This is a genomic window from Geodermatophilus sp. SYSU D00814, from assembly GCF_054050055.1.
Genome location: NZ_JBJGYP010000033.1, coordinates 29,636 through 49,704, shown reverse-complemented (window position 1 = coordinate 49,704; position 20,069 = coordinate 29,636). Strand labels below are relative to the sequence as shown.

Here is a 20,069-nt window from a genome sequence, read left to right as displayed (position 1 = left end):
TAAGACGAGCTGCGCGACGCCGACCAGGTGTTTGTTGACCCGGTTCAGGGCGGGTTTGACAATGAGGGGGAGGCCGCGCGCCGGCACGTCGGCCGGCCGGACGACGTGCCCGATCGCGAGGGTGGCGCGCAGCTCCTCGTGCCGGTCCAGGGTGGTGCCGAGCAGCCGCGCCGACAGCGGCCGGTCCACGTAGCCGGCGCCGATGAGGTTGACCCGGACGGGGGCGACCTCGACGGCGAGGTCGGCGATCAGGACCGGCCGGGCGGCGGTGAGCGCGCCGGTGAGGCCGAGCCCGGCGCCCCGGCGGCGGCCGGCCGTGCCGCCGACGAACAGCAGCGTCCCCCCGGGGCGCACCGTGCCCACGGCCGCCCGGGCCACCCGCACCGGCAGCCAGAGGTACTCGTCGACGTCGCGCTGCGCCCGGGCGAAGTCGAACTCCGCCAGCGGCGCCCGGTAGGGCCGCTCGCCGGTCACCACGACGTGGTCGACCGGCTGCGGCAGCTCCCGCAGGAACCGGTCGAGGGCGGCCGGGTCGGTGGCGTCGAGGACCGCGGTGGCCGGCGTGCCGACCTCGCCGGCGGCGCGCCGCAGCCGGTCGGGGTCGCGGCCGGTGAGGACGACGTCGGCCCCGGCGGCCCGCGCGAGCCGGGCGGTGTCGAGCCCCGCGCCCTCGGTCCCGCTGATGACGACGACCCGCTGCCCGGTCAGGTCGGGCCGGCGGCGGGTCCCGGTCGGCGACTGCTGCACCGTCATGACGCCTCCGGGGAGGGAGACCGGCCCGCGGTGTCCCGCCGGCCGGCGGCTGCTCGTGGCCCCACCCTCGTCCGGTCCGTCCCGGGTCGCCCCAGGGAGACCCACTGGTCCTCGGCCCCGCGGCTGCCGACGTCGCGCCGGACCGGCGCCTCAGCCCAGGGCGTCGGCGACCACGCCGGCCGCTGCCGCGATCAGCGCGTCGTCGTGCGCGGCGTCCCGCTCGGCCCGGCTCGACACCACCGCGAGCACGATCGGGGCCCGCCCGGGCGGGGTGAGGACGGCGACGTCGTTGCGGGTGCCGTAGGCGCCGGTGCCGGTCTTGTCGCCCACCTCCCAGTCGCCGGGGACGCCGGCCCGGATCAGCGCGTCCCCGGTGGTGTTGCGCCGGAGCCAGTCGGCGAGCAGCAGCCGGTCCTCCACCGCGACGCCCGCGCCGTCCACGGCGTAGGCGCGCAGCGTCGTGGCCAGCGCGCGCGGGGTGGTGGTGTCGCGCGGGTCCCCGGGCACCGCGGTGTTGAGCGCGGGCTCGGTCCGGGACACCTCGGTGACGTGGTCGCCGACCCGCTCCAGCGCCGCGTCGAGGCCGGCCGGGCCGCCGAGCTCGCGCAGCAGCAGGTTGAGCGCGGTGTTGTCGCTGTACCGCACGGCGGCGTCGCACAACTGCTCGAGCGTCAGGCTCCCGCCGACCGCGGCCTCGGTGACCGGCGAGTGGGCGGGGGCCAGGTCGGCCCGGGAGATCGGCACGCTCCGCTGCAGGTCCGCCGGGGAGGTCTGCGCCAGCAGCGCGCCGGCGGCCAGCGCCTTGACCGTGCTGGCGTGGGCGAACCGCTCGTCGGCCCGGTGGGCGATCGTCCGGCCCGAGCCGGTGTCGACCGCGAAGACGCCGAGGCGGGCGTCGTACCGCTCCTCCAGCGCCGCCAGCGAGGCGGCCGCGGCCGGGCCGGGGTCCGGGGGAGCGGCCGACGTCGAGGAGGGGGCCGGTGCCACCCGCGCGGGTGCCGCCTCCGGCGACGAGCACGACGCGGTGCCGAGCAGCAGCAGCGACGCCACCGCGCACCGGCGCAGGGCGCCGCTCCTCCTCGCCGGGCCGTGCACCGCGTGCCCCGTCCTGCGCACTCCCGCTCGCCCCTCCTCGCCCCGCACGTCGCCGCGCAGCGTGCCACGGGACCGGCCCGCCGGCCGCCGGGACCGGCCGGCGCGGTCATGCGCGCGGGCTATGGCGGCGGGCATTGGACGCCCGCGGGGCCGGTCGGTGGACTGGCCGTGCAGCGCGGGTGCCGGGCCCGCCGGGACCGGGGGGAGCGCCGATGACCGAGCGGCCCGCCGACACCCCCGTCGTGCCGCGCCGGCGGCTGGGGGAGCTGGAGGTCTCCGCCGTCGGCTACGGCGCGATGGTGCTCATGGGCCTCTACGGGGACACCACCGACCGGGACGCCGCCGACGTCGTCGCGCGGGCCCTCGACCGCGGGGTCACCTTCCTCGACACCGCCGACGCCTACGGCGCCGACGGGTTGTCCGAGCGCCGGCTGGCCCCGGCGGTGGCCGGGCGGCGCGACCGGGTGCAGCTGGCCACCAAGTGGGGGATCGCCACCGACCCGGCGGGCCCGGCCCGGCGGCGCCCGGACACCAAGTGGGACAACGAGGTGCTCGTCGACGCCCGGCCCGAGCGCGCCCGGGCGGCGCTGGAGGGGAGCCTCACCCGGCTCGGGGTGGACCACGTCGACCTCTGGTACCTGCACTGGACCGACCCCGGCGTGCCGGTCGAGGACAGCATCGGGGCCATGTCCGAGCTGGTCGCCGCCGGCAAGGCGCGGTACCTCGGCATCTGCAACGCGACCCCGGACGAGCTGCGCCGCGCGCACGCCACCCACCCGATGACGGCGGTGCAGAGCGAGTGGTCGCTGTGGACCCGCGGCATCGAGGCCGACGTGCTGCCCCTCGCCCGGGAGCTCGGCGTCGGCGTGGTCCCCTGGGCGCCGCTGGGCAGCGGGTTCCTCACCGGGACCGTCGCGCAGGTGGCCGACGGGGACTTCCGCCGCCACCACCCGCGCTTCCAGGGCGAGAACCTGCGCCGCAACCAGGAGCGCTTCGCGCCCCTGGCCGACCTGGCCGCGGCCGAGGGCGTGACCATGGCGCAGCTGGCGCTGGCCTGGCTGCTGCACCAGGGGCCCGACGTCGTCCCGATCCCCGGCACCCGCGACCCCGGCCGGATCGCCGAGAACGCCGCGGCCGCCGCCGTCGTCCTGTCCGACGACGAGCTGCGCCGGATCGAGGAGATCGCCGCACCGGGGGCCGCGGTGGGCGCGGCCCTGCTCTGACCCGCGGGAGGGGACCGCCGTGCCCGACCGTGGCCGCCGTCCGGAGTTCGGCCTGTTCGTCGACCCCCGCGCCGCCCGCTACCCCGCGACCGTGCAGCAGGTCCGCGCCGCCGACCGGCTGGGCCTGGACCTCGCGGGGCTGCAGGACCACCCGTACCTGCCCGAGCACCTGGACATGTGGACGCTGCTGGTCGACCTCGCGGCGCGGACCGGCCGGATCCGGCTGTTCCCCGATGTCGCGAACGTGCCGCTGCGGCCCCCGGCCGTGCTGGCCAAGGCGGCGGCGTCCCTCGACGTCATCAGCGGCGGGCGGGTCGACCTCGGGCTGGGCGCCGGCGGCTCCTGGGACGCCATCGCGGCCATGGGCGGGCCGCGCCGGTCACCCGGGGAGGCGGTCACCGCGCTGGCCGAGGCGATCGAGGTCGTGCGCGCCTGCTGGTCGGGGGAGCGGGACGTGCGGGCCGGCGGCGGGACGTACGCGCTGTCCGGCGTCTCCACCGGCCCGGTCCCCGGCCGGCGCATCGAGATCTGGATCGGCGCGCTGGGCCCGCGCATGCTCGACCTCACCGGGCGGTCGGCCGACGGCTGGCTGCCCTCGTCGGCGTACGTCCCGCCGGCCGACCTCGCCGGGCGCAACGCGCGGATCGACGACGCCGCCGCGGACGCCGGCCGCGACCCCGCGGACGTGCGGCGGCTCTACAACGTCTCCGGGTCGATCACCGACGGCGCGAGCCGCGGCTTCCTCCAGGGGCCGGCCGACCAGTGGGTCGAGGAGCTCACCGACCTCGTCCTCACCGAGGGGATGGACACCGTCGTCCTCTGGGCGCGCGGCGACGTCGACCGGCAGCTGCACCGCTGGGCCGAGGAGGTCGTGCCCGCCGTGCGCGAGGAGGTGGCACGGGCGCGCCGTCCCCGCTGACCGGCCCGTGCCCGGCCGGCGTCAGCCCGCCGAGCGGGACACCGACCGGGCGAGCACCCGCCCGAGCACCATCGTGACCAGCCCGGCGACGACGACCGCCGTGAGCGCCACCCGCAGGCTGCTCGCGTCGGCCACCGCGCCGATCAGCGGCGGCGAGGCGAGGAACCCCACCCGCAGCAGCCAGTTGACCACCGTCAGGCCGACGCCGTGGCGCAGCCCGGGCAGCTCGTCGGCGGCCTTGTAGACGGCCGGGACCAGCGTGGCCACGCCCAGCCCGGCGAGGGCGAACCCGACCAGCGTGGTGCCCAGCGAGGGCAGCGCCAGGGCCAGCCCCATGCCGAGGGCGATCAGCGCGCCGCCGACCCGGGCCACCCGCCGCTGCCCGAACCGGTCGACGACGCGGTCACCGGTCAGCCGGCCCACGGTCATGGCCGTCTGCAGCGCGACGAAGCCCAGCCCCGCGGTGGCCGCGCCGACGCCGATCTCGCCGCGCAGGTAGAGCGCCGCCCACGACGCCCCGGCGTCCTCGACGAAGGCCCCCGCCGTGGCCAGCACGCCGAGCGCGGCCAGGGCGGGCAGCGCCGCGCGCACCGCGCCCCCGCCGGCCTGCTCGGGGGCGGCGGCGGTGCCCTCGTCGTCGTGGTCCGGGCCGGGCAGCATGCGGCGGTGGGCGAGCAGCGACAGCGCCGCGAACACCACCGCCACGATGCCCAGGTGCAGCCCCAGCGGGACGCCCAGCCCGGCCGCGACCGAGCCGAGCAGGCCGCCGGCCACCGCGCCGATGCTCCAGACGCCGTGGAAGGCGTTGAGGATCGACCGGTCGTAGGCGCGCTGCACCCGCAGCCCGTGGGCGTTCTGCGCGACGTCGACGACGGCGTCGAGCGCGCCGGCCACGAACAGCGCCCCCGCGAGCAGCCACCACGACGGCGCCACGCCGGCGCACCAGACCGCGGCGGCGAGCGCGACCAGCCCCCACGAGGCCACCCGCGCCGAGCCGAACCGGCGCATCAGCGCGGCCGAGGCCAGGGCCGAGACCAGGGAGCCCAGCGGCAGTGCGGCCAGCGCCGCGCCCAGGGTGGCGTTGGTCAGGTCCAGCCGGTCCTTCACCTCCGGCAGCCGCGGCACGAGGTTGGCGTAGAGCACGGCGTTGGTGAAGAAGCACGCCGCGACGGCGGCGCGGGCGGCGCGCAGCCGTGCGGGAACGGTCGCCGGGAGGGTGTCCGACACGGGGTCCTGTCCTGGTGTGGGGGAGGGGGTCAGCGGGCGAAGCGGTGGACGGCGGCGCGGATCTGGCCGGCGTCCATGGGGTCGGTCGAGAGGGCGCTGTGCAGCACCAGCCCCTCGACCAGGGCGTCGAGCTCGCGGGCGGTCACCGCGTCGAAGTGCCGCTCGAGGCTGCGCCGGCTGCGCTGCATCCAGTCCTGCGTCACCGCGCGCAGGGCCGGCCGGCGGGCGGCGGCCACGTACAGCTCCACGGCGAGGACGAGGTCGCGGTCGGAGCCGAGCAGGTCGCCGGTGAGGTGGCCGACCAGCGCCTCCAGCGCCTCCCCGACCCCGGCGGCCGCGCGCATGCGCTCGTCGAAGCGGGGCGCGACCTCGTCGACGTGGCGGGTGAACGCGGCGGCGTGCAGCTCGTCGAGGGAGGAGAAGTGGTAGGTCAGCGAGCCGAGCGGGACGTCGGCGGCGCGGGCGATGGCCCGGTGCGTGGCGGCGGTGACACCGACGTCGGCGATGACGTCGAGCGCGGTCGCCACCAGCCGTTCACGGCGCCCGGGGTCGTGCCGGCGCGGCCGCCGCGCGGGCGCCGGGGCGGTGCTCACCCGCGCTCCGGCGTCCAGGCCCCAGCAGGCGTCGAGGTCATGCGGACGAGCGTACGCATCGGGCCTCCCGCGGTGGTGCGGGCCCTCCTGCGGTGCCGCACCACCGCAGGGGTGCGAGGAGCACCGCAGGAGCCGGAGGGTGCCGGGGTTCCTCGCGCCTGGTGACGGCGGCCACCCGCTGGGAGGCTCCGGGCATGCAGCGCGCCTTCGGTGTGGACGTCCCCGAGACCGTCGCCGAGATGTGCCGCCCGGGTGCGGCGGCCGTCCTGGTCTATGACGCGCAGGTGGGCATCCTGCGCCACGTCCGCGACCGCGACGGCCTCGTCGAGCGGATCCGGCGGGTGCTCGACGCCGCCCGCGCCGCCGCGGTCCCCGTCGTCTACGTGCGGCACGTGTCCCTCCCGCCGACCCACATGGGCGTCGCCGCGCTGCGCACCGCCATGGCCTGGCAGCGCCTCGACCGCGCCGACGAGGTCCGCTCCACGTTCCCGCCCGGCGCCGAGCACACCGCCATCACCCCGGAGCTCGCGCCGGCCGACGGCGAGCCGGTGTTCGACAAGCTCGGGATGTCGGCGCTGGTGGGCACGCCGCTGGAGGCGGTGCTGCGCGACCGCGGCGTCACCACGCTCGTGCTGGTCGGCGCGGTGCTGGAGATCGGCATCGAGCCCACCGCCCGGCACGCCGCCGACCTCGGGTTCCTGCCCGTCGTCGTGGACGACGCCTGCGGGGTGGTCGACGACGAGGCCGCGCAGCGGTCGCTGGCGAGCCTGGACTACGGCTTGATGTCCCACCGCGCCACCACCGACGAGGTGGTCGCGGCGTTCGGCGGCGGCTGACCACGGCGCGGGGGATGGTGCGGCGCGGGGTCCTCGCTCAGGATGGGGATCCCGCCCCGCGACCCGGAGGACCTCCATGACCGCACCGTCCCGGCAGCTCCCGCCGACCGCCTCCGTGGTCGTCATCGGCGGAGGCGTCATGGGGCTGGCCACGGCCTACGAGCTGGCCCGGGCGGGGGTGCGCGACGTCGTCCTGGTCGACCGGGACGCCTTCGGCGCCGGCTCGACGAGCCGGGCGGCCGGCGGCGTGCGGGCGATGTTCTCCGACCCGGTCAACATCACCCTCGGCGCCCGCAGCCTGGAGACCTTCCGCGACTTCCCGGCGCGCTTCGGGCAGGACATCGACTTCGCCGAGGTCGGCTACCTGTTCCTGCTGTCCACGCCCGGCGCCGTCGCCGCCTTCGAGGCCGCCGTCGCGCTGCAGAACGACCTCGGTGTCCCCAGCCGCGTGATCGACGTCGCCGAGGCGCGGGAGCTCTCGCCGCTGATCTCGCCCGAGGGGTTGCTGGCCGCCGCGTGGTCGCCGACCGACGGGCACTGCACGCCGGAGTCGGTGGTGCTCGGCTACGCGTCGGCCGCCCGCCGCGCCGGTGCCACGCTGCTGCCGAACTGCGCGGCCACCGGCATCGAGGTCACCGACGGCCGGGTCACCGCCGTGCGCACCGCCGCCGGGACCGTGCGCACCGACACCGTCGTCTGCGCGGCCGGCGCGTGGTCGGCCGAGGTCGGCGCCTGGGCCGGGGTGGAGCTGCCGGTCAGCCCGCTGCGCCGGCAGGTGCTGGTCACCGAGCCGGTGCCCGGCCTCGACCCGCACACCCCCTTCACCATCGACTTCGACACGTCCTTCTACTTCCACCGCGAGGGCCGCGGCCTGCTCATGGGCATGTCCGACCCCGACGAGACGCCGGGCTTCCGGCTCACCCGCTCCGACGACTGGCTGCCCCGGCTGGGCGAGGCCATCGAGCGGCGGGCGCCCGCGCTGGCCGGCGTCGGTGTCGCCAGCGGCTGGGCCGGGCTGTACGAGATGACGCCGGACCACAACGCGCTCATCGGCCGCGCCGACGAGGTGGAGGGGTTCCTCTACGCCACCGGCTTCTCCGGCCACGGCTTCCTCATGGGGCCGGCCGTCGGCGAGGTGGTGCGCGACCTGTACCTGGGCCGGGAGACCCTCGTCGACGTCTCCGGGCTGGGTGCGGCACGCTTCCGGGGGGCGGGCGCCCGCCCCGAGCTCAACGTGGTCTGACGACCACACCCGCTTCCGAAGGAGAACCGTTCCTGTGACCAGCCTGCCCACCGCCGAGGAGCTCCGCCGACTGGCCGAGGACGCCGCCCGCCGCTGCGGGGTCGACCTCGACGCCGTCGCCGGTGACCACCCGGTGACCTCCCCGGTCAACGGGGAGCGGCTGCTGTCGGTCCGCCGGCAGACCGCGGCCGACGTCGAGGCCGCCGTCGCGCGGGCCGGGGAGGCGTTCCGCCAGTGGCGCACCGTCCCGGCGCCGGTGCGTGGCGCGCTCGTGCGCCGCCTCGGCGAGCTGCTGCGCGAGCACAAGGCCGACCTCGCCACCCTGGTGAGCATCGAGGTCGGGAAGATCACCTCCGAGGCGGCCGGCGAGGTCCAGGAGATGATCGACATCTGCGAGTTCGCCGTGGGCCTGTCCCGGCAGCTCTACGGGAAGACGATCAGCTCCGAGCGGCCCGGCCACCGGCTCATGGAGACCTGGCACCCGCTGGGCGTCGTCGGGGTCATCAGCGCGTTCAACTTCCCGGTCGCCGTCTGGTCGTGGAACACCGCCATCGCCCTCGTCTGCGGCGACCCGGTGGTGTGGAAGCCCTCGGAGCTCGCCCCGCTGTCCGCGCTGGCCTCCGCGGCGCTGCTGGATCGCGCGATCGCCGAGACCGGCGCCCCGGAGGGGCTCAGCCAGGTGCTCATCGGCGGCGCCGACGTCGGCGAGGCCCTGGTCGACTCGCCCGGCATCGCGCTGCTGAGCGCCACCGGGTCCACCCGGATGGGCCGCGCGGTGGGCCCGCGGGTGGCCGACCGCTTCGGCCGCTCGCTGCTCGAGCTCGGCGGCAACAACGCCGCCATCGTCACCCCCTCTGCCGACCTCGACCTCACCACCCGCGGCGTCGTCTTCTCCGCCGCCGGCACCGCCGGGCAGCGCTGCACCACGATGCGCCGGGTCATCGCGCACGTCGACGTCGTCGACGCCCTCGTGGAGCGGGTCGCCGCCGCCTACCGCAACCTGCCGATCGGCTCGCCCCTGGAGGGCGGCACGCTCGTCGGCCCGCTGATCCACGACGCCGCCTACAAGGGCATGCAGGACGCGCTGGAGGCGGCGCGCCAGCAGGGCGGCGAGGTGGTCGCCGGCGGCGGCCGGCGGCTGGCCGACGAGGCGCCGGACGCCTGGTACGTCGAGCCCGCGCTGGTGCGGATGCCGGGGCAGACCGACATCGTGCGGCAGGAGACCTTCGCCCCGGTGCTCTACGTGCTGCCCTACCGCACGCTGGAGGAGGCGATCGCGCTCAACAACGACGTCCCCCAGGGGCTGTCGTCGACGATCTTCACCTCCGACCACGCCGAGGCCGAGCGGTTCCTGGCCGCCGACGGGTCCGACTGCGGCATCGCCAACGTCAACATCGGCACCTCCGGCGCGGAGATCGGCGGCGCCTTCGGCGGGGAGAAGCACACCGGCGGCGGGCGGGAGTCCGGCTCCGACGCGTGGAAGGGCTACATGCGCCGGGCCACGAACACGATCAACTACTCCGGCGAGCTGCCGCTGGCGCAGGGCGTCGAGTTCCCCATCTGAGACACGCGAACGGCCCCCGACCGGCAGGTCGGGGGCCGTTCGCCGTCCTCAGAGCCCGAGCTGGCGGGCGATGAGCATCAGCTGCACCTCGGTGGTGCCCTCGCCGACCTCGAGGATCTTCGAGTCGCGGTAGTGCCGGGACACGAGGTACTCGTTCATGAACCCGTAGCCGCCGTGCACCTGGGTGGCGTCGCGCGCGTTGTCCATCGCGGCCTCGCCGGCGACGAGCTTGGCCACCGCCGCCTCCTTCTTGAACGGCAGGCCGGCGAGCATCTTGGCCGCGGCGTCGTAGTAGGCCGCGCGCGCGGCCATCACCCGCGCCTCCATCCGGGCGATCTTGAACGCGATGGCCTGGTTCTGGGCGATCGGGCGGCCGAACGCCGAGCGCTCCCGGGCGTACCGCACGCTCTCGTCCACGCACCCCTGCGCCGCGCCGACGGCGAGGGCGGCGATGGCGATGCGGCCCTCGTCGAGGATGGACAGGAAGTTCGCGTAGCCGCGCCCCCGCGTGCCCAGCAGGTTCTCCTCGGGCACCCGCACGTCGTCGAAGGACAGCGGGTGGGTGTCGCTGGCGTGCCAGCCGACCTTGTCGTACGCGGGCTCGGCGGTGAAGCCCGGCGTGGGCACCGGCACGAGGATCGAGCTGATCTCCTTGCGGCCGTCGGCGAGCTGCCCGGTGACGGCGGTGACGGTGACCAGCCGGGTGATGTCGGTGCCGGAGTTGGTGATGAACGCCTTGCTGCCGTTGATCACCCACTGCCCGTCGGAGAGCACCGCCGTGGTGCGGGTGCCGCCGGCGTCGCTGCCCGCGCCGGCCTCGGTCAGGCCGAACGCCCCGAGCGCCTCCCCGCTGGTCAGCAGCGGCAGCCACTCCTGCTTCTGCGCCTCCGAGCCGAACCGGTACACCGGCATCGCGCCCAGCGAGCAGCCGGCCTCGAGGGTGATCGCGACGCTCTGGTCCACCCGGGCGAGCTCCTCGATGGCCAGGCACAGGGCGAAGTAGTCCCCGCCCATGCCGCCGTACTCCTCGGGGAAGGGCAGCCCGAACAGGCCCATCTCGGCCATGCCGCGGACCACCTCGTACGGGAAGGTCTCGTCGCGGTCGTGCTGGTAGGAGACCGGCGCGACGACCTCGCGGGCGAACTCCTCGACGGTCTTGCGCAGCTGCTGCTGCTCGTCGGTCAGGCGGGTGTCGAGCACGTCAGGACTCCTCGGGCACGGTGCTGTCGGTGGTGCGGGGGTGGACGACGGCGAGTTCCTGGTCGAGGGCGACCTGGTCACCGACGCGGACGGAGAGGTCGACGGTGCCGTCGGCGGGCGCGGTGAGGGTGTGCTCCATCTTCATGGCCTCGACGACGACGAGCGGGGCGTCCTGCGCGACCTCGGCGCCGGACGCGACGTGCACGGCGACCACCGTGCCGGGCAGCGGGCTGCGCACCGTGCGGTCGGCGGTGTCGGCGCCGGCGTGCAGGCGGGCCGGCGGCAGCTCGGTGAGCGGGTACGTCGCGCCGTCGACGTGCACCCACGTGGTGGCGCCGTCGACGGCGGTGCGCGCGGACAGGGTGCGCCCGTCGACGGTGAGCAGCAGGCCGCCGTCGACCACCTCGCCGGACACCTCGTGCTCGTCGCCGTCGCCGACGCGCAGCCGGGTGCCGCCGGTCAGGGTGACCGTCAACCGCGACCCGCCGGGCCCGGCGAGGTCCCAGCGCAGCGGCGCGCGGCGGCCGCCGGGACGCCAGCCGCTGGGCACGTCCCAGGGGTCGACGACGGCGCCGGCCGGCTGCAGCGCGGCCAGCCGTGACAGCGTGAAGGCGGCGTGGGCCTCGACCGGCACCGCCGACACGGTCAGGACGTCGAGCTCGCGCTCGACCAGGCCGGTGTCGAGCCGGCCGGCGCGGACGTCGGGGGCGGCGAGCAGCGCGCGCAGGAACCCGGTGTTGGTGCCGACGCCGAGGACGACGGTGTGCGCCAGCGCCCGGTCGAGCCGGGACAGCGCGGCGGCCCGGTCGGGGCCGTGCGCGATCACCTTGGCGAGCATCGGGTCGTAACTGGTGCCGATGACCTGCCCCTCGAGCAGGCCGCTGTCGACCCGCACGCCCGGTCCGCCCGGCTCGGCCAGCACCAGCGCGGTGCCGCCGGTGGGGAGGAAGCCGCGCGCGGGGTCCTCGGCGTAGAGCCGGGCCTCGACGGCGTGGCCGGTCAGCGCGACGTCGTCCTGGCCGAAGCCGAGCCGCTCGCCGGCCGCCACCCGCAGCTGCTGCTCGACCAGGTCGACGCCGGTGACCAGCTCGGTGACCGGGTGCTCGACCTGCAGCCGGGTGTTCATCTCCATGAAGAACGGCTCGTCGGGGGCGCCGCCCGCGACGATGAACTCCACGGTGCCGGCGCCGGTGTAGTCGACGGCGCGGGCGACCTCGCAGGCCAGCGTCCCGTAGCGGGCCCGCTGCTCCGGCGTGAGCAGCGGGGAGGGCGCCTCCTCGACGATCTTCTGGTGCCGCCGCTGCAGGGAGCACTCGCGCTCGCCCAGGTGCAGCACGGTGCCGTGGGTGTCGGCGAGCACCTGCACCTCGACGTGCCGCGGGTCGGTGACGAACCGCTCGAGGAACAGCGTGTCGTCGCCGAAGCTCGCCGCGGCCTCGCGGCGGGCGGAGACCAGCGCGGCGGGCAGGTCGGCGGCGGTCTGCACCAGCCGCATGCCCTTGCCGCCGCCACCGGCCGAGGGCTTGACCAGCACCGGGTAGCCGACCTCCGCGGCCGCGGCCACGAGGTCGTCGTCGGTCATGCCGAGGTCGGTGCGCCCGGGGACGACGGGGACGCCCGCGGCGCTGACGGTCTGCTTGGCGCGGATCTTGTCGCCCATGACCTCCACCGCCTTCGCCGGCGGCCCGACGAAGACCAGCCCGGCGTCGGCACAGGCCTGCGCGAAGGCGGTGTTCTCCGACAGGAACCCGTAGCCGGGGTGCACGGCCTGCGCGCCGGTGCGGGCCGCGGCGTCGAGCAGCCGCTCGATCGACAGGTAGGACTGCGCGGCGGGGGCGGGGCCCAGCCGCACGGCGACGTCGGCCTCGCGGACGTGCCGGGCCCCGGCGTCGGCGTCGGAGAAGACGGCGACGCTGCGGATGCCCAGCCGGCGGAGGGTCGCGATGACGCGGACGGCGATCTCGCCGCGGTTGGCGACGAGGACGGTGTCGAACACGGTCACATCCTGAAGACGCCGTAGGAGACCGGCGCGAGCGGCGCGTTCGCGCACGCCGACAGCGCCAGGCCGAGGACGGTGCGGGTGTCGAGGGGGTCGATGACCCCGTCGTCCCAGAGGCGCGCGGTGGCGTACCAGGCGTTGCCCTGCCGCTCGTACTGCGCGCGGATCGGCTCCTTGAACGCCTCCTCGTCCTCGGCGCTCCAGGCGTCACCCAGCTGGTCGCGGCGGACGGTGGCGAGCACCGAGGCCGCCTGCTCACCGCCCATGACCGAGATGCGGGCGCCGGGCCAGGTGAACAGGAAGCGGGGGGAGTAGGCCCGGCCGCACATCGAGTAGTTGCCGGCGCCGAACGAGCCGCCGATGACGACGGTCAGCTTGGGCACCCGGGCGCAGGCCACCGCGGTGACCATCTTGGCGCCGTGCTTGGCGATGCCGCCGGCCTCGTAGTCGCGGCCGACCATGAAGCCGGTGATGTTCTGCAGGAACAGCAGCGGGATCGACCGCTGGTCGCACAGCTCGACGAAGTGCGCGCCCTTGAGCGCCGACTCGCCGAACAGCACCCCGTTGTTGGCGACGATGCCGACCGGGTGCCCCTGGACGTGGGCGAACCCGGTCACCAGCGAGGAGCCGTAGAGCGCCTTGAACTCGCTGAACCGGCTGCCGTCGACGATGCGGGCGATGACCTCGCGGACGTCGTAGGGCGTGCGCGGGTCGGCCGGGACGACGCCGGGCAGCTCCGCGGGGTCGAGGGCCGGCTCCTCGGCGGGCCGCACCTGCCACGGGCGGGGGCTGCGCGGGCCGAGCTCGGCCACGATGCCGCGGACGATCCGCAGCGCGTGCGCGTCGTCGTCGGCCAGGTGGTCGGTGACGCCGGAGGTGCGGCTGTGCAGCAGCCCGCCGCCGAGGTCCTCGGCGCTGACGACCTCACCGGTGGCGGCCTTCACCAGCGGCGGGCCGCCCAGGAAGATCGTGCCCTGGTCGCGGACGATGACCGCCTCGTCGGCCATCGCCGGCACGTACGCGCCGCCGGCGGTGCACGAGCCGAGCACCGCGGCGATCTGCGGGATGCCCTGGGCGCTCATCGTGGCCTGGTTGAAGAAGATCCGGCCGAAGTGCTCGCGGTCGGGGAAGACCTCGTCCTGCATCGGCAGGAAGGCGCCGCCGGAGTCGACGAGGTAGACGCACGGCAGCCGGTTCTGCAGCGCCACCTCCTGGGCGCGCAGGTGCTTCTTCACCGTCATCGGGTAGTAGGTGCCGCCCTTGACGGTGGCGTCGTTGGCCACGACGACGACCTCGCGGCCGCTGACCCGCCCGACGCCGGTGATGATGCCCGCGCCCGGCGCGTCGCCGTCGTACATGCCGTCGGCGGCCAGCGGGGACAGCTCGAGGAACGGGCTGCCGGGGTCGAGGAGGGTGTCGACCCGCTCGCGGGGGAGCAGCTTGCCGCGCGCCACGTGCCGCTCGCGGGTGCGCTCCGGGCCGCCGAGCGCCGCGGCCGCGAGCTTCTCGTGCAGCTGCGCCCGCAGCTCCTGCTGGGCGGCGGCGTTGCGGGCGAAGGCGTCGCCGCGGGGGTCGGCCTTCGTGCCGAGGACCGTGCCGGTGTCGGGCACCTGGGGTGCTCGACCCGGCGAGTTAACCGGGGTTAACGTCACGGCGTGAGGTTAACCGACGTTCACTCGCGGCGCTACCATCCGGGCATGACCGGGGCGGCGACCGGCGGTGAGGTCGACACCGCGCTCTCGGCCGACGCCGCCCGCCCGTCGCGGCGCGAGCAGATCCTGCGGGCGGCGGCACAGCTGTTCGCCGAGCGCGGCTCGCGGTCGGTGGGGGTCGACGACGTCGGGGCCGCCGTCGGGGTGACCGGCCCGGCCATCTACCGGCACTTCGCCAGCAAGGACGCGATGCTGGCCGAGATGCTCGAGGGCATCAGCCGGCGGCTGCTCGACGGCGGGCGGGAGCGGGTCGCCGCGGCCGGGCCCGACCCGGTCGCCCAGCTGCGCGCGCTCATCGCCTTCCAGGTGGACTTCGCGCTGGACAACCCGGCGCTGATCACCGTGCAGGACCGCGACCTCGGCTCGCTGGCCGACGACGACGCCGCGCGCGTGCGCCGGCTGCAGCGCCGCTACGTCGAGGTGTGGGTCGAGGTGCTCGCCCGGCTCCGCCCGCAGGAGGGCACCGCGGCCAGCCGGGCCCGCGCGCACGCCGTCTTCGGGCTGGTCAACTCCACCCCGCACAGCGCCGGCCGGGTCTCCCGCCCGCAGATGGCGGGCCTGCTGGCCGCGATGGCCGAGGCCGCCGCCACCGCCTGAGGCGCGTCTGGGCATCGGAAGCTCTCCGCACGTCCGGGCCGCTCAGACGTGCGGAGAGCTTCCGATGCCTCGTGGTCAGGGCGACAGCGTGCGCGGGTGTGCAGCTCCGGGGCCTCGGGCCGCACCTCTGCGCACGCCGTCGTCGGCCGGACGCCGACGGTGGGCGCTGACGCGGCGTTCCCCCCGGCGGAATGCGGCGTCAGCGCCCACCGTCGGGCTGGGGGTCAGGCGTTCTTCACCGCGGCGGCCGACTGCAGGCCGAGCTCCTCCACCGACACCTGCCGCATCTCGACCTTGCGGACCTTGCCGGTCACCGTCATCGGGAAGGACTCGACCACCTTCACGTACCGCGGGACCTTGTAGTGGGCGAGCTTGCCCGCGCAGAACGCGCGCAGCGCCTCGGGGGTGAGCGGCTCGGCGCCCTCGCGCAGCCGCACCCAGGCCATGAGCTCCTCGCCGTAGCGCTCGTCGGGGACGCCGATGACCTGGGCGTCGACGACGTCGGGGTGGGTGTAGAGGAACTCCTCGATCTCCCGCGGGTACACGTTCTCCCCGCCGCGGATGACCATGTCCTTGATCCGGCCGACGATGTTGAGGTAGCCCTCGGCGTCCATCACCGCGAGGTCGCCGGTGTGCATCCAGCGGGCGCGGTCGATGACCTCGGCGGTCTTCTCCGGCTCGTTCCAGTAGCCGAGCATCACCGAGTAGCCGCGGGTGCAGAACTCACCCGGGGTGCCGCGCGGCACGGTCAGCCCGGTCTCCGGGTCGACGATCTTCACCTCCAGGTGCGGGTGCACCCGGCCGACGGTGGAGGTGCGGCGGTCGAGGTCGTCGTCGGCACCGGTCTGGGTGGACACCGGCGAGGTCTCGGTCATGCCGTAGCAGATGGTCACCTCCTGCATGCCCATCTCGTTGACCACCCGCTTCATCACCTCCACCGGGCACGGGGAGCCGGCCATGATCCCGGTCCGCAGCGACGACAGGTCGTAGGAGGCGAAGTCGGGCAGCGCGAGCTCGGCGATGAACATCGTGGGGACGCCGTAGAGCGAGGTGCACCGCTCGTCCTGGACGGCCCGCAGCGTCAGCGCGGGGTCGAAGCCGGGCGCGGGGATGACCATCGTCGAGCCGTGGCTGGTGGAGGCCAGGTTGCCCATGCCCATGCCGAAGCAGTGGTAGTAGGGCACCGGGATGCACACCCGGTCGGCCTCGGTGTACCCGCAGCCCTCGCCCACGAAGAAGCCGTTGTTGAGCAGGTTGTGGTGGGTGAGCGTGGCGCCCTTCGGGAAGCCGGTGGTGCCCGACGTGTACTGGATGTTGATCGGGTCGTCGGCCGACAGCTGCGTCTCCCGCTGCGCGAGCAGCCCGCGGTCCCCGGCGCGGCCGGTCTCCATCAGCCGCTCCCACTCGGGGTCGCCGAGGAAGAGCACCTCGCGCAGGTCGGGGCAGTCCCCGCGCACCTCGGCCACCATCGCCCGGTAGTCGCTGGTCTTGAACTCCGGCGCGCTCACCAGCACCGAGATGCCGGCCTGCTTGAGCACGTAGGACAGCTCGTGCGTGCGGTAGGCCGGGTTGATGTTCACCAGGACGGCGCCGAGCTTGGCGGTCCCGTACTGGACGAACACCCACTCGGCGCAGTTGGGCGCCCAGATGCCGACCCGGTCGCCCTTGGCCACGCCGAGGGCGTCGAGGCCCAGCGCGCAGGCGTCGACGTCGGCGACCAGCTGCGGATAGGTCCACCGGCGGCCGGTCGCGCACTCCACCAGCGCCTCGTGGTCCTCGGCCACCCGAGCCGCCGTCCGGTCCAGGTTGGCCCCGATGGTGTCCCCGAGCAGGGGCACCGCGGACGTCCCGCTCGCGTAGGACGGCAGGGCGGGGCTGGTCGGGATCGACTGGGTCACTGCTGGTCCTCTCCTCCGGGAGTGCTCGGGAGCACTGTGACCCCTCCGAGGGGGGAACGGCACCCCCGATCGGAGGGAGCCGGGACCGGGCTCAGCCGGGGATCGCGACGGCGCGGCCGCTGACCTCGATGCCGCTGCCGGGCCCCTCCGGGACGTACACCGACAGCGTGCTGGGCCGCCCCATGTCCGCCCCCTGCAGGACGGTGAGCCGCGACGGCGCCGGGACGTGCCCGCCCTCGCGCAGGTAGCCGCCCAGCGCCGCGGCCGCCGCGCCCGTGGCCGGGTCCTCCACGACGCCGCCGGGCGGGAACGGGTTGCGGGCGACGAAGGTGACCGGGTCCTGCCGCCACACCAGCGCCACCGTCGTCCAGTCGCGGTCGGCCATCAGCCGGCCGAGCCCGCTCATGTCGTAGTCGAGGACGGCCAGCCGCGCGCGCGAGGCCAGCGGCAGCACCGGGTGCCAGGCACCGGCGTAGGCCACCCGCGGCGGCAGCGCCGGGTCGAGGTCGTCGCGGGTCGTCCGCAGCAGCGCCAGCAACAGGTCCAGGTCGTCCTCGGACAGCGCGGCGGTACGGGGCGGGACGCTGGTGAGGGTCGCCGTCCACGCGCCGTCGGGCGTGCGCTCGGTGCGCACCGGCACCTCGCCGGCGGGGGTGCGCAGGTGCAGCGTCCCCTCGCCGTGCCGCTCGGCGTGGGCGACGGCGGTGGCGATCGTCGCGTGCCCGCAGAAGCTCACCTCGGCCAGCGGGCTGAAGTAGCGCGCGTCGAGGCCGTCGGGGCGGGGGAGGAGGAAGGCGGTCTCGGAGAAGCCGACCTCCGCGGCGATCGCCCGCATGCGCTCGTCGCTCAGGCCGGTGGCGTCCAGGACGACGCCGGCGGGGTTGCCGCCGGAGGGGTCGTCGCTGAAGGCGACGTAGCGCAGGACCTGGGGACGGGTGACCGGAGGCGTGACCACCCCGACATGAGACAGCACGGCCCGCCTCCCCGGGAGGGAGGCGGGCCGTGAGGGCGGCGAGGTCAGCGCGGGTCGCCGACCAGTTCCGGCGCCCGGTCGGCGGGGCGCTCCCGCGTCAGGGCGGCGCCCTCCACGTCGAGCACCGGCAGCCAGCGCAGCCAGCGCGGCAGCCACCAGGCCCGCTCGCCGAGCATCGCCAGCGCGGCCGGGACGAGCACCATCCGGACGACGAAGGCGTCGACCAGGATGCCGACGGCCAGGGCGAAGGCGATCGAGGTGATCGTCGGCTCGGCGCCCGGCACGAAGCCGGCGAACACCGAGAACATGATCAGCGCGGCCGCGACGACGACCGGCGCGGCCTGCCGGAAGCCGGTGCGGACGGCCTCGGTGGACGGCGTCCCGGAGCTGTGCGCCTCGTGCATCCGCGACACCAGGAACACCTGGTAGTCCATGGCCAGGCCGAACAGGATCCCGATGACCAGGATCGGCGTGAGGCTCAGCAGTGGGCCGGTGGCGCCGAGGTCGACCGCGCCGGCCAGCCAGCCCCACTGGAACACCGCGACGGTGGCGCCGAGCGCCGCGCCGATGGTGAGCAGGAAGCCGAGCACGCCGACCAGCGGCACGAGCAGCGACCGGAAGACCAGGACCAGCAGCACCAGCGCCAGCCCGACGACCAACAGCAGGTACACCGGCAGCGCCCGGTCGAGGCTGTGGGCGACGTCGACGCTGACCGCCGTCGCCCCGGTGACGGAGGCCTCGACGCCGTCGGCGCCGGCGAGCAGGGCGCGCAGGTCGGTGACGAGCTGCTCGGTGGCCTCGCTGGACGGGCTGGACTGCGGGACGACCGTCAGCAGCGCCGCGGTGCCGTCGGCGTCGGGGACCGGCGGGGTGACCAGGGCGACGTCGTCGAGCGCGGAGACCTCCGGGGTGAGCCGGGCGGCCGCCTCGGTCGGCTGCTCGCCCTCGAACAGGACGGTGATCGGGCCGCTGGAGCCCTCGCCGAAGCCCGCCGCGAGCAGGGCCTCGGCGCGGGCGGCGGTGGTGTCCTCGGCCGGGGTCTGGATGAGCGTGGTCCGCATCGAGGCGACCGGCACGGCGACCAGGCCGAGCGCGACGACGGCGACCAGCAGTGAGGCGACCCGCCGGGTGGTGACGGTGGTGACCCAGCCGGCGAGGAACCCGCGGCCGCGGGCGTGGGTCGCCGGACCCCCGGTCGCCGCGGCGCGCTGCCGCCTCGGCAGCACCCGGTGCCCGAGCAGGGCGAGTACCGCCGGCACCAGGGTGAGCGCGATGAGCACCGCGACGACGATCGTGCCGGCCGCCGCCAGGCCCATCTGGGTCAGGAACGGGATGCCGGCGACGAAGAGCCCGGCGAGCGCGATGACGACGGTCAGCCCGGCGGTGACCACCGCGGAGCCGGCGGTGCCGACGGCCAGGCCGATCGAGGTGTGCACGTCGGTGCCGCGCAGCAGCTCCTGCCGGTGACGGGTGACGATGAACAGCGTGTAGTCGATGCCGACGGCCAGGCCGAGCATGGCGGCGAGGATCGGCGTGGTCGACGACAGCTCGGTGAAGCCCGTGGCGATCGTGATGCCGAGGACGCCGATGCCCACGCCGACGAGGGCGGTGAGCAGGTTCATCCCGGCGACGGCCAGCGAGCCGTAGGTGACGGCCAGCACCAGCAGGGCCACGACGACGCCGACCACCTCCGACGGGCCGCCGACGGCCGGCACCTCCTCGACGGCCTGGCCGGTGACCTCGACGGTCAGCCCGGTGTCGCGCCCGGCGTCCTCGACCGCGGCCAGCAGCGCCTCGCGCTCCTCCGGGGAGACCCCGCCCTCGGCGTCGTAGCTGACCGTGCTGTAGCCGGTGTCCTGGGCGGCGTTGACGCCCGGCGCGGCCGGGTCCAGCGGGTTGCTCGCCGCGGTGACGCCCGGCAGCCCGGCCAGGGTGGCGACCAGCTCGGTCACCGCGGCGGCGTTCTCCGGGTCGGTGGTGAGCTGCTCGCCCTCGGGGGCGGCGACCACGACCCGGGCGCTCACCCCGCCGGCGGCCCCGCCGAACTCCTCGTCGATGCGCTCGAGCGCGGTCGTGGACTCCTGGCCGGGGATGGCGAACTCGGTCGAGGTCTCACCCGCGAGGGTGGCCGCGCCGACGCCGCCCGCCACGAGGACGAGCAGCCACACGGCGAGGACGGCGAACCGGTGCCGCGCGGAGGAGGTCCCGAGACGGGACAACAGGACTGCCATGGACGA

At 75.8% G+C, this 20,069-nt stretch carries 16 protein-coding genes; 6 read left to right on the top strand and 10 right to left on the bottom strand.

What is annotated here, in order from left to right; genetic code table 11:
• The coding region (locus tag ACI780_RS20720; protein ID WP_457005430.1) for an SDR family oxidoreductase at nt 1-753 on the bottom strand (753 nt) is incomplete at its 3' end.
• A gap of 150 nt (nt 754-903) precedes the next feature.
• A complete protein-coding gene (bla, locus tag ACI780_RS20715; protein ID WP_457005432.1) occupies nt 904-1,818 on the bottom strand; it encodes a class A beta-lactamase in 915 nt (304 codons plus the stop codon).
• 242 nt (nt 1,819-2,060) lie between these two features.
• On the opposite strand from bla, the gene ACI780_RS20710 reads away from it, so the two are divergent.
• Nucleotides 2,061-3,071 carry an aldo/keto reductase gene (locus ACI780_RS20710; protein WP_457005428.1) on the top strand — a complete coding sequence of 337 codons (1,011 nt, stop codon included), beginning with the start codon at nt 2,061-2,063 and terminating at the stop codon, nt 3,069-3,071.
• Nucleotides 3,072-3,090: 19 nt separating this feature from the next.
• Nucleotides 3,091-3,990 carry an LLM class flavin-dependent oxidoreductase gene (locus ACI780_RS20705; RefSeq protein WP_456872295.1) on the top strand — a complete coding sequence of 300 codons (900 nt, stop codon included), beginning with the start codon at nt 3,091-3,093 and terminating at the stop codon, nt 3,988-3,990.
• A gap of 21 nt (nt 3,991-4,011) precedes the next feature.
• Here ACI780_RS20705 and ACI780_RS20700 read toward each other — a convergent pair whose 3' ends face one another.
• Together ACI780_RS20700 and ACI780_RS20695 are read right to left on the bottom strand one after the other, a co-directional pair.
• Nucleotides 4,012-5,217, bottom strand: coding sequence for an MFS transporter (locus ACI780_RS20700; protein ID WP_457005425.1), 1,206 nt, complete (start codon nt 5,215-5,217; stop codon nt 4,012-4,014).
• A gap of 29 nt (nt 5,218-5,246) precedes the next feature.
• The gene (locus ACI780_RS20695) at nt 5,247-5,810 is read right to left on the bottom strand and encodes a TetR/AcrR family transcriptional regulator (RefSeq protein ID WP_456872297.1); all 564 of its coding nucleotides are present in this window, start codon (nt 5,808-5,810) and stop codon (nt 5,247-5,249) included.
• A 194-nt stretch (nt 5,811-6,004) separates the two neighbouring features.
• On the opposite strand from ACI780_RS20695, the gene ACI780_RS20690 reads away from it, so the two are divergent.
• The 3 genes from ACI780_RS20690 (at nt 6,005) to amaB (ending at nt 9,453) form a co-directional block, all read left to right on the top strand.
• Nucleotides 6,005-6,646, top strand: coding sequence for an isochorismatase family cysteine hydrolase (locus ACI780_RS20690; protein ID WP_457005423.1), 642 nt, complete (start codon nt 6,005-6,007; stop codon nt 6,644-6,646).
• A 76-nt stretch (nt 6,647-6,722) separates the two neighbouring features.
• A complete protein-coding gene (locus tag ACI780_RS20685) occupies nt 6,723-7,889 on the top strand; it encodes an NAD(P)/FAD-dependent oxidoreductase (protein WP_457005421.1) in 1,167 nt (388 codons plus the stop codon).
• Between the two features lie 34 nt (nt 7,890-7,923).
• Nucleotides 7,924-9,453 (top strand): L-piperidine-6-carboxylate dehydrogenase, encoded by a 1,530-nt coding sequence (gene amaB, locus ACI780_RS20680; protein ID WP_457005419.1) that lies wholly within the window; start codon nt 7,924-7,926, stop codon nt 9,451-9,453.
• A 48-nt stretch (nt 9,454-9,501) separates the two neighbouring features.
• Here amaB and ACI780_RS20675 read toward each other — a convergent pair whose 3' ends face one another.
• The 3 genes from ACI780_RS20675 to ACI780_RS20665 are packed head-to-tail and all read right to left on the bottom strand — an operon-like array spanning nt 9,502 to nt 14,304.
• A complete protein-coding gene (locus ACI780_RS20675) occupies nt 9,502-10,653 on the bottom strand; it encodes an acyl-CoA dehydrogenase family protein (RefSeq protein WP_456872301.1) in 1,152 nt (383 codons plus the stop codon).
• A 1-nt stretch (nt 10,654) separates the two neighbouring features.
• On the bottom strand, nt 10,655-12,649 hold the full coding sequence (locus tag ACI780_RS20670; RefSeq protein ID WP_457005416.1) for an ATP-binding protein: 1,995 nt from the start codon (nt 12,647-12,649) through the stop codon (nt 10,655-10,657).
• A 2-nt stretch (nt 12,650-12,651) separates the two neighbouring features.
• Nucleotides 12,652-14,304: a carboxyl transferase domain-containing protein gene (locus tag ACI780_RS20665; RefSeq protein WP_457005414.1), complete on the bottom strand. Its 1,653-nt coding sequence runs from the start codon at nt 14,302-14,304 to the stop codon at nt 12,652-12,654.
• Nucleotides 14,305-14,349: 45 nt separating this feature from the next.
• On the opposite strand from ACI780_RS20665, the gene ACI780_RS20660 reads away from it, so the two are divergent.
• The gene (locus tag ACI780_RS20660; protein ID WP_456872304.1) at nt 14,350-14,961 is read left to right on the top strand and encodes an SACE_7040 family transcriptional regulator; all 612 of its coding nucleotides are present in this window, start codon (nt 14,350-14,352) and stop codon (nt 14,959-14,961) included.
• 224 nt (nt 14,962-15,185) lie between these two features.
• Here the strand turns inward: ACI780_RS20660 and ACI780_RS20655 are convergent, their stop codons facing one another.
• From ACI780_RS20655 to ACI780_RS20645, 3 genes are all read right to left on the bottom strand, one after another.
• Nucleotides 15,186-16,859 (bottom strand): AMP-binding protein, encoded by a 1,674-nt coding sequence (locus tag ACI780_RS20655; RefSeq protein WP_457005412.1) that lies wholly within the window; start codon nt 16,857-16,859, stop codon nt 15,186-15,188.
• A gap of 91 nt (nt 16,860-16,950) precedes the next feature.
• Entirely contained in the window at nt 16,951-17,832 is an 882-nt protein-coding gene (locus tag ACI780_RS20650; protein ID WP_457005410.1) for a PhzF family phenazine biosynthesis protein, read from the bottom strand.
• 44 nt (nt 17,833-17,876) lie between these two features.
• On the bottom strand, nt 17,877-20,063 hold the full coding sequence (locus ACI780_RS20645) for an MMPL family transporter (protein ID WP_457005408.1): 2,187 nt from the start codon (nt 20,061-20,063) through the stop codon (nt 17,877-17,879).
• Nucleotides 20,064-20,069 lie beyond the last annotated feature (6 nt).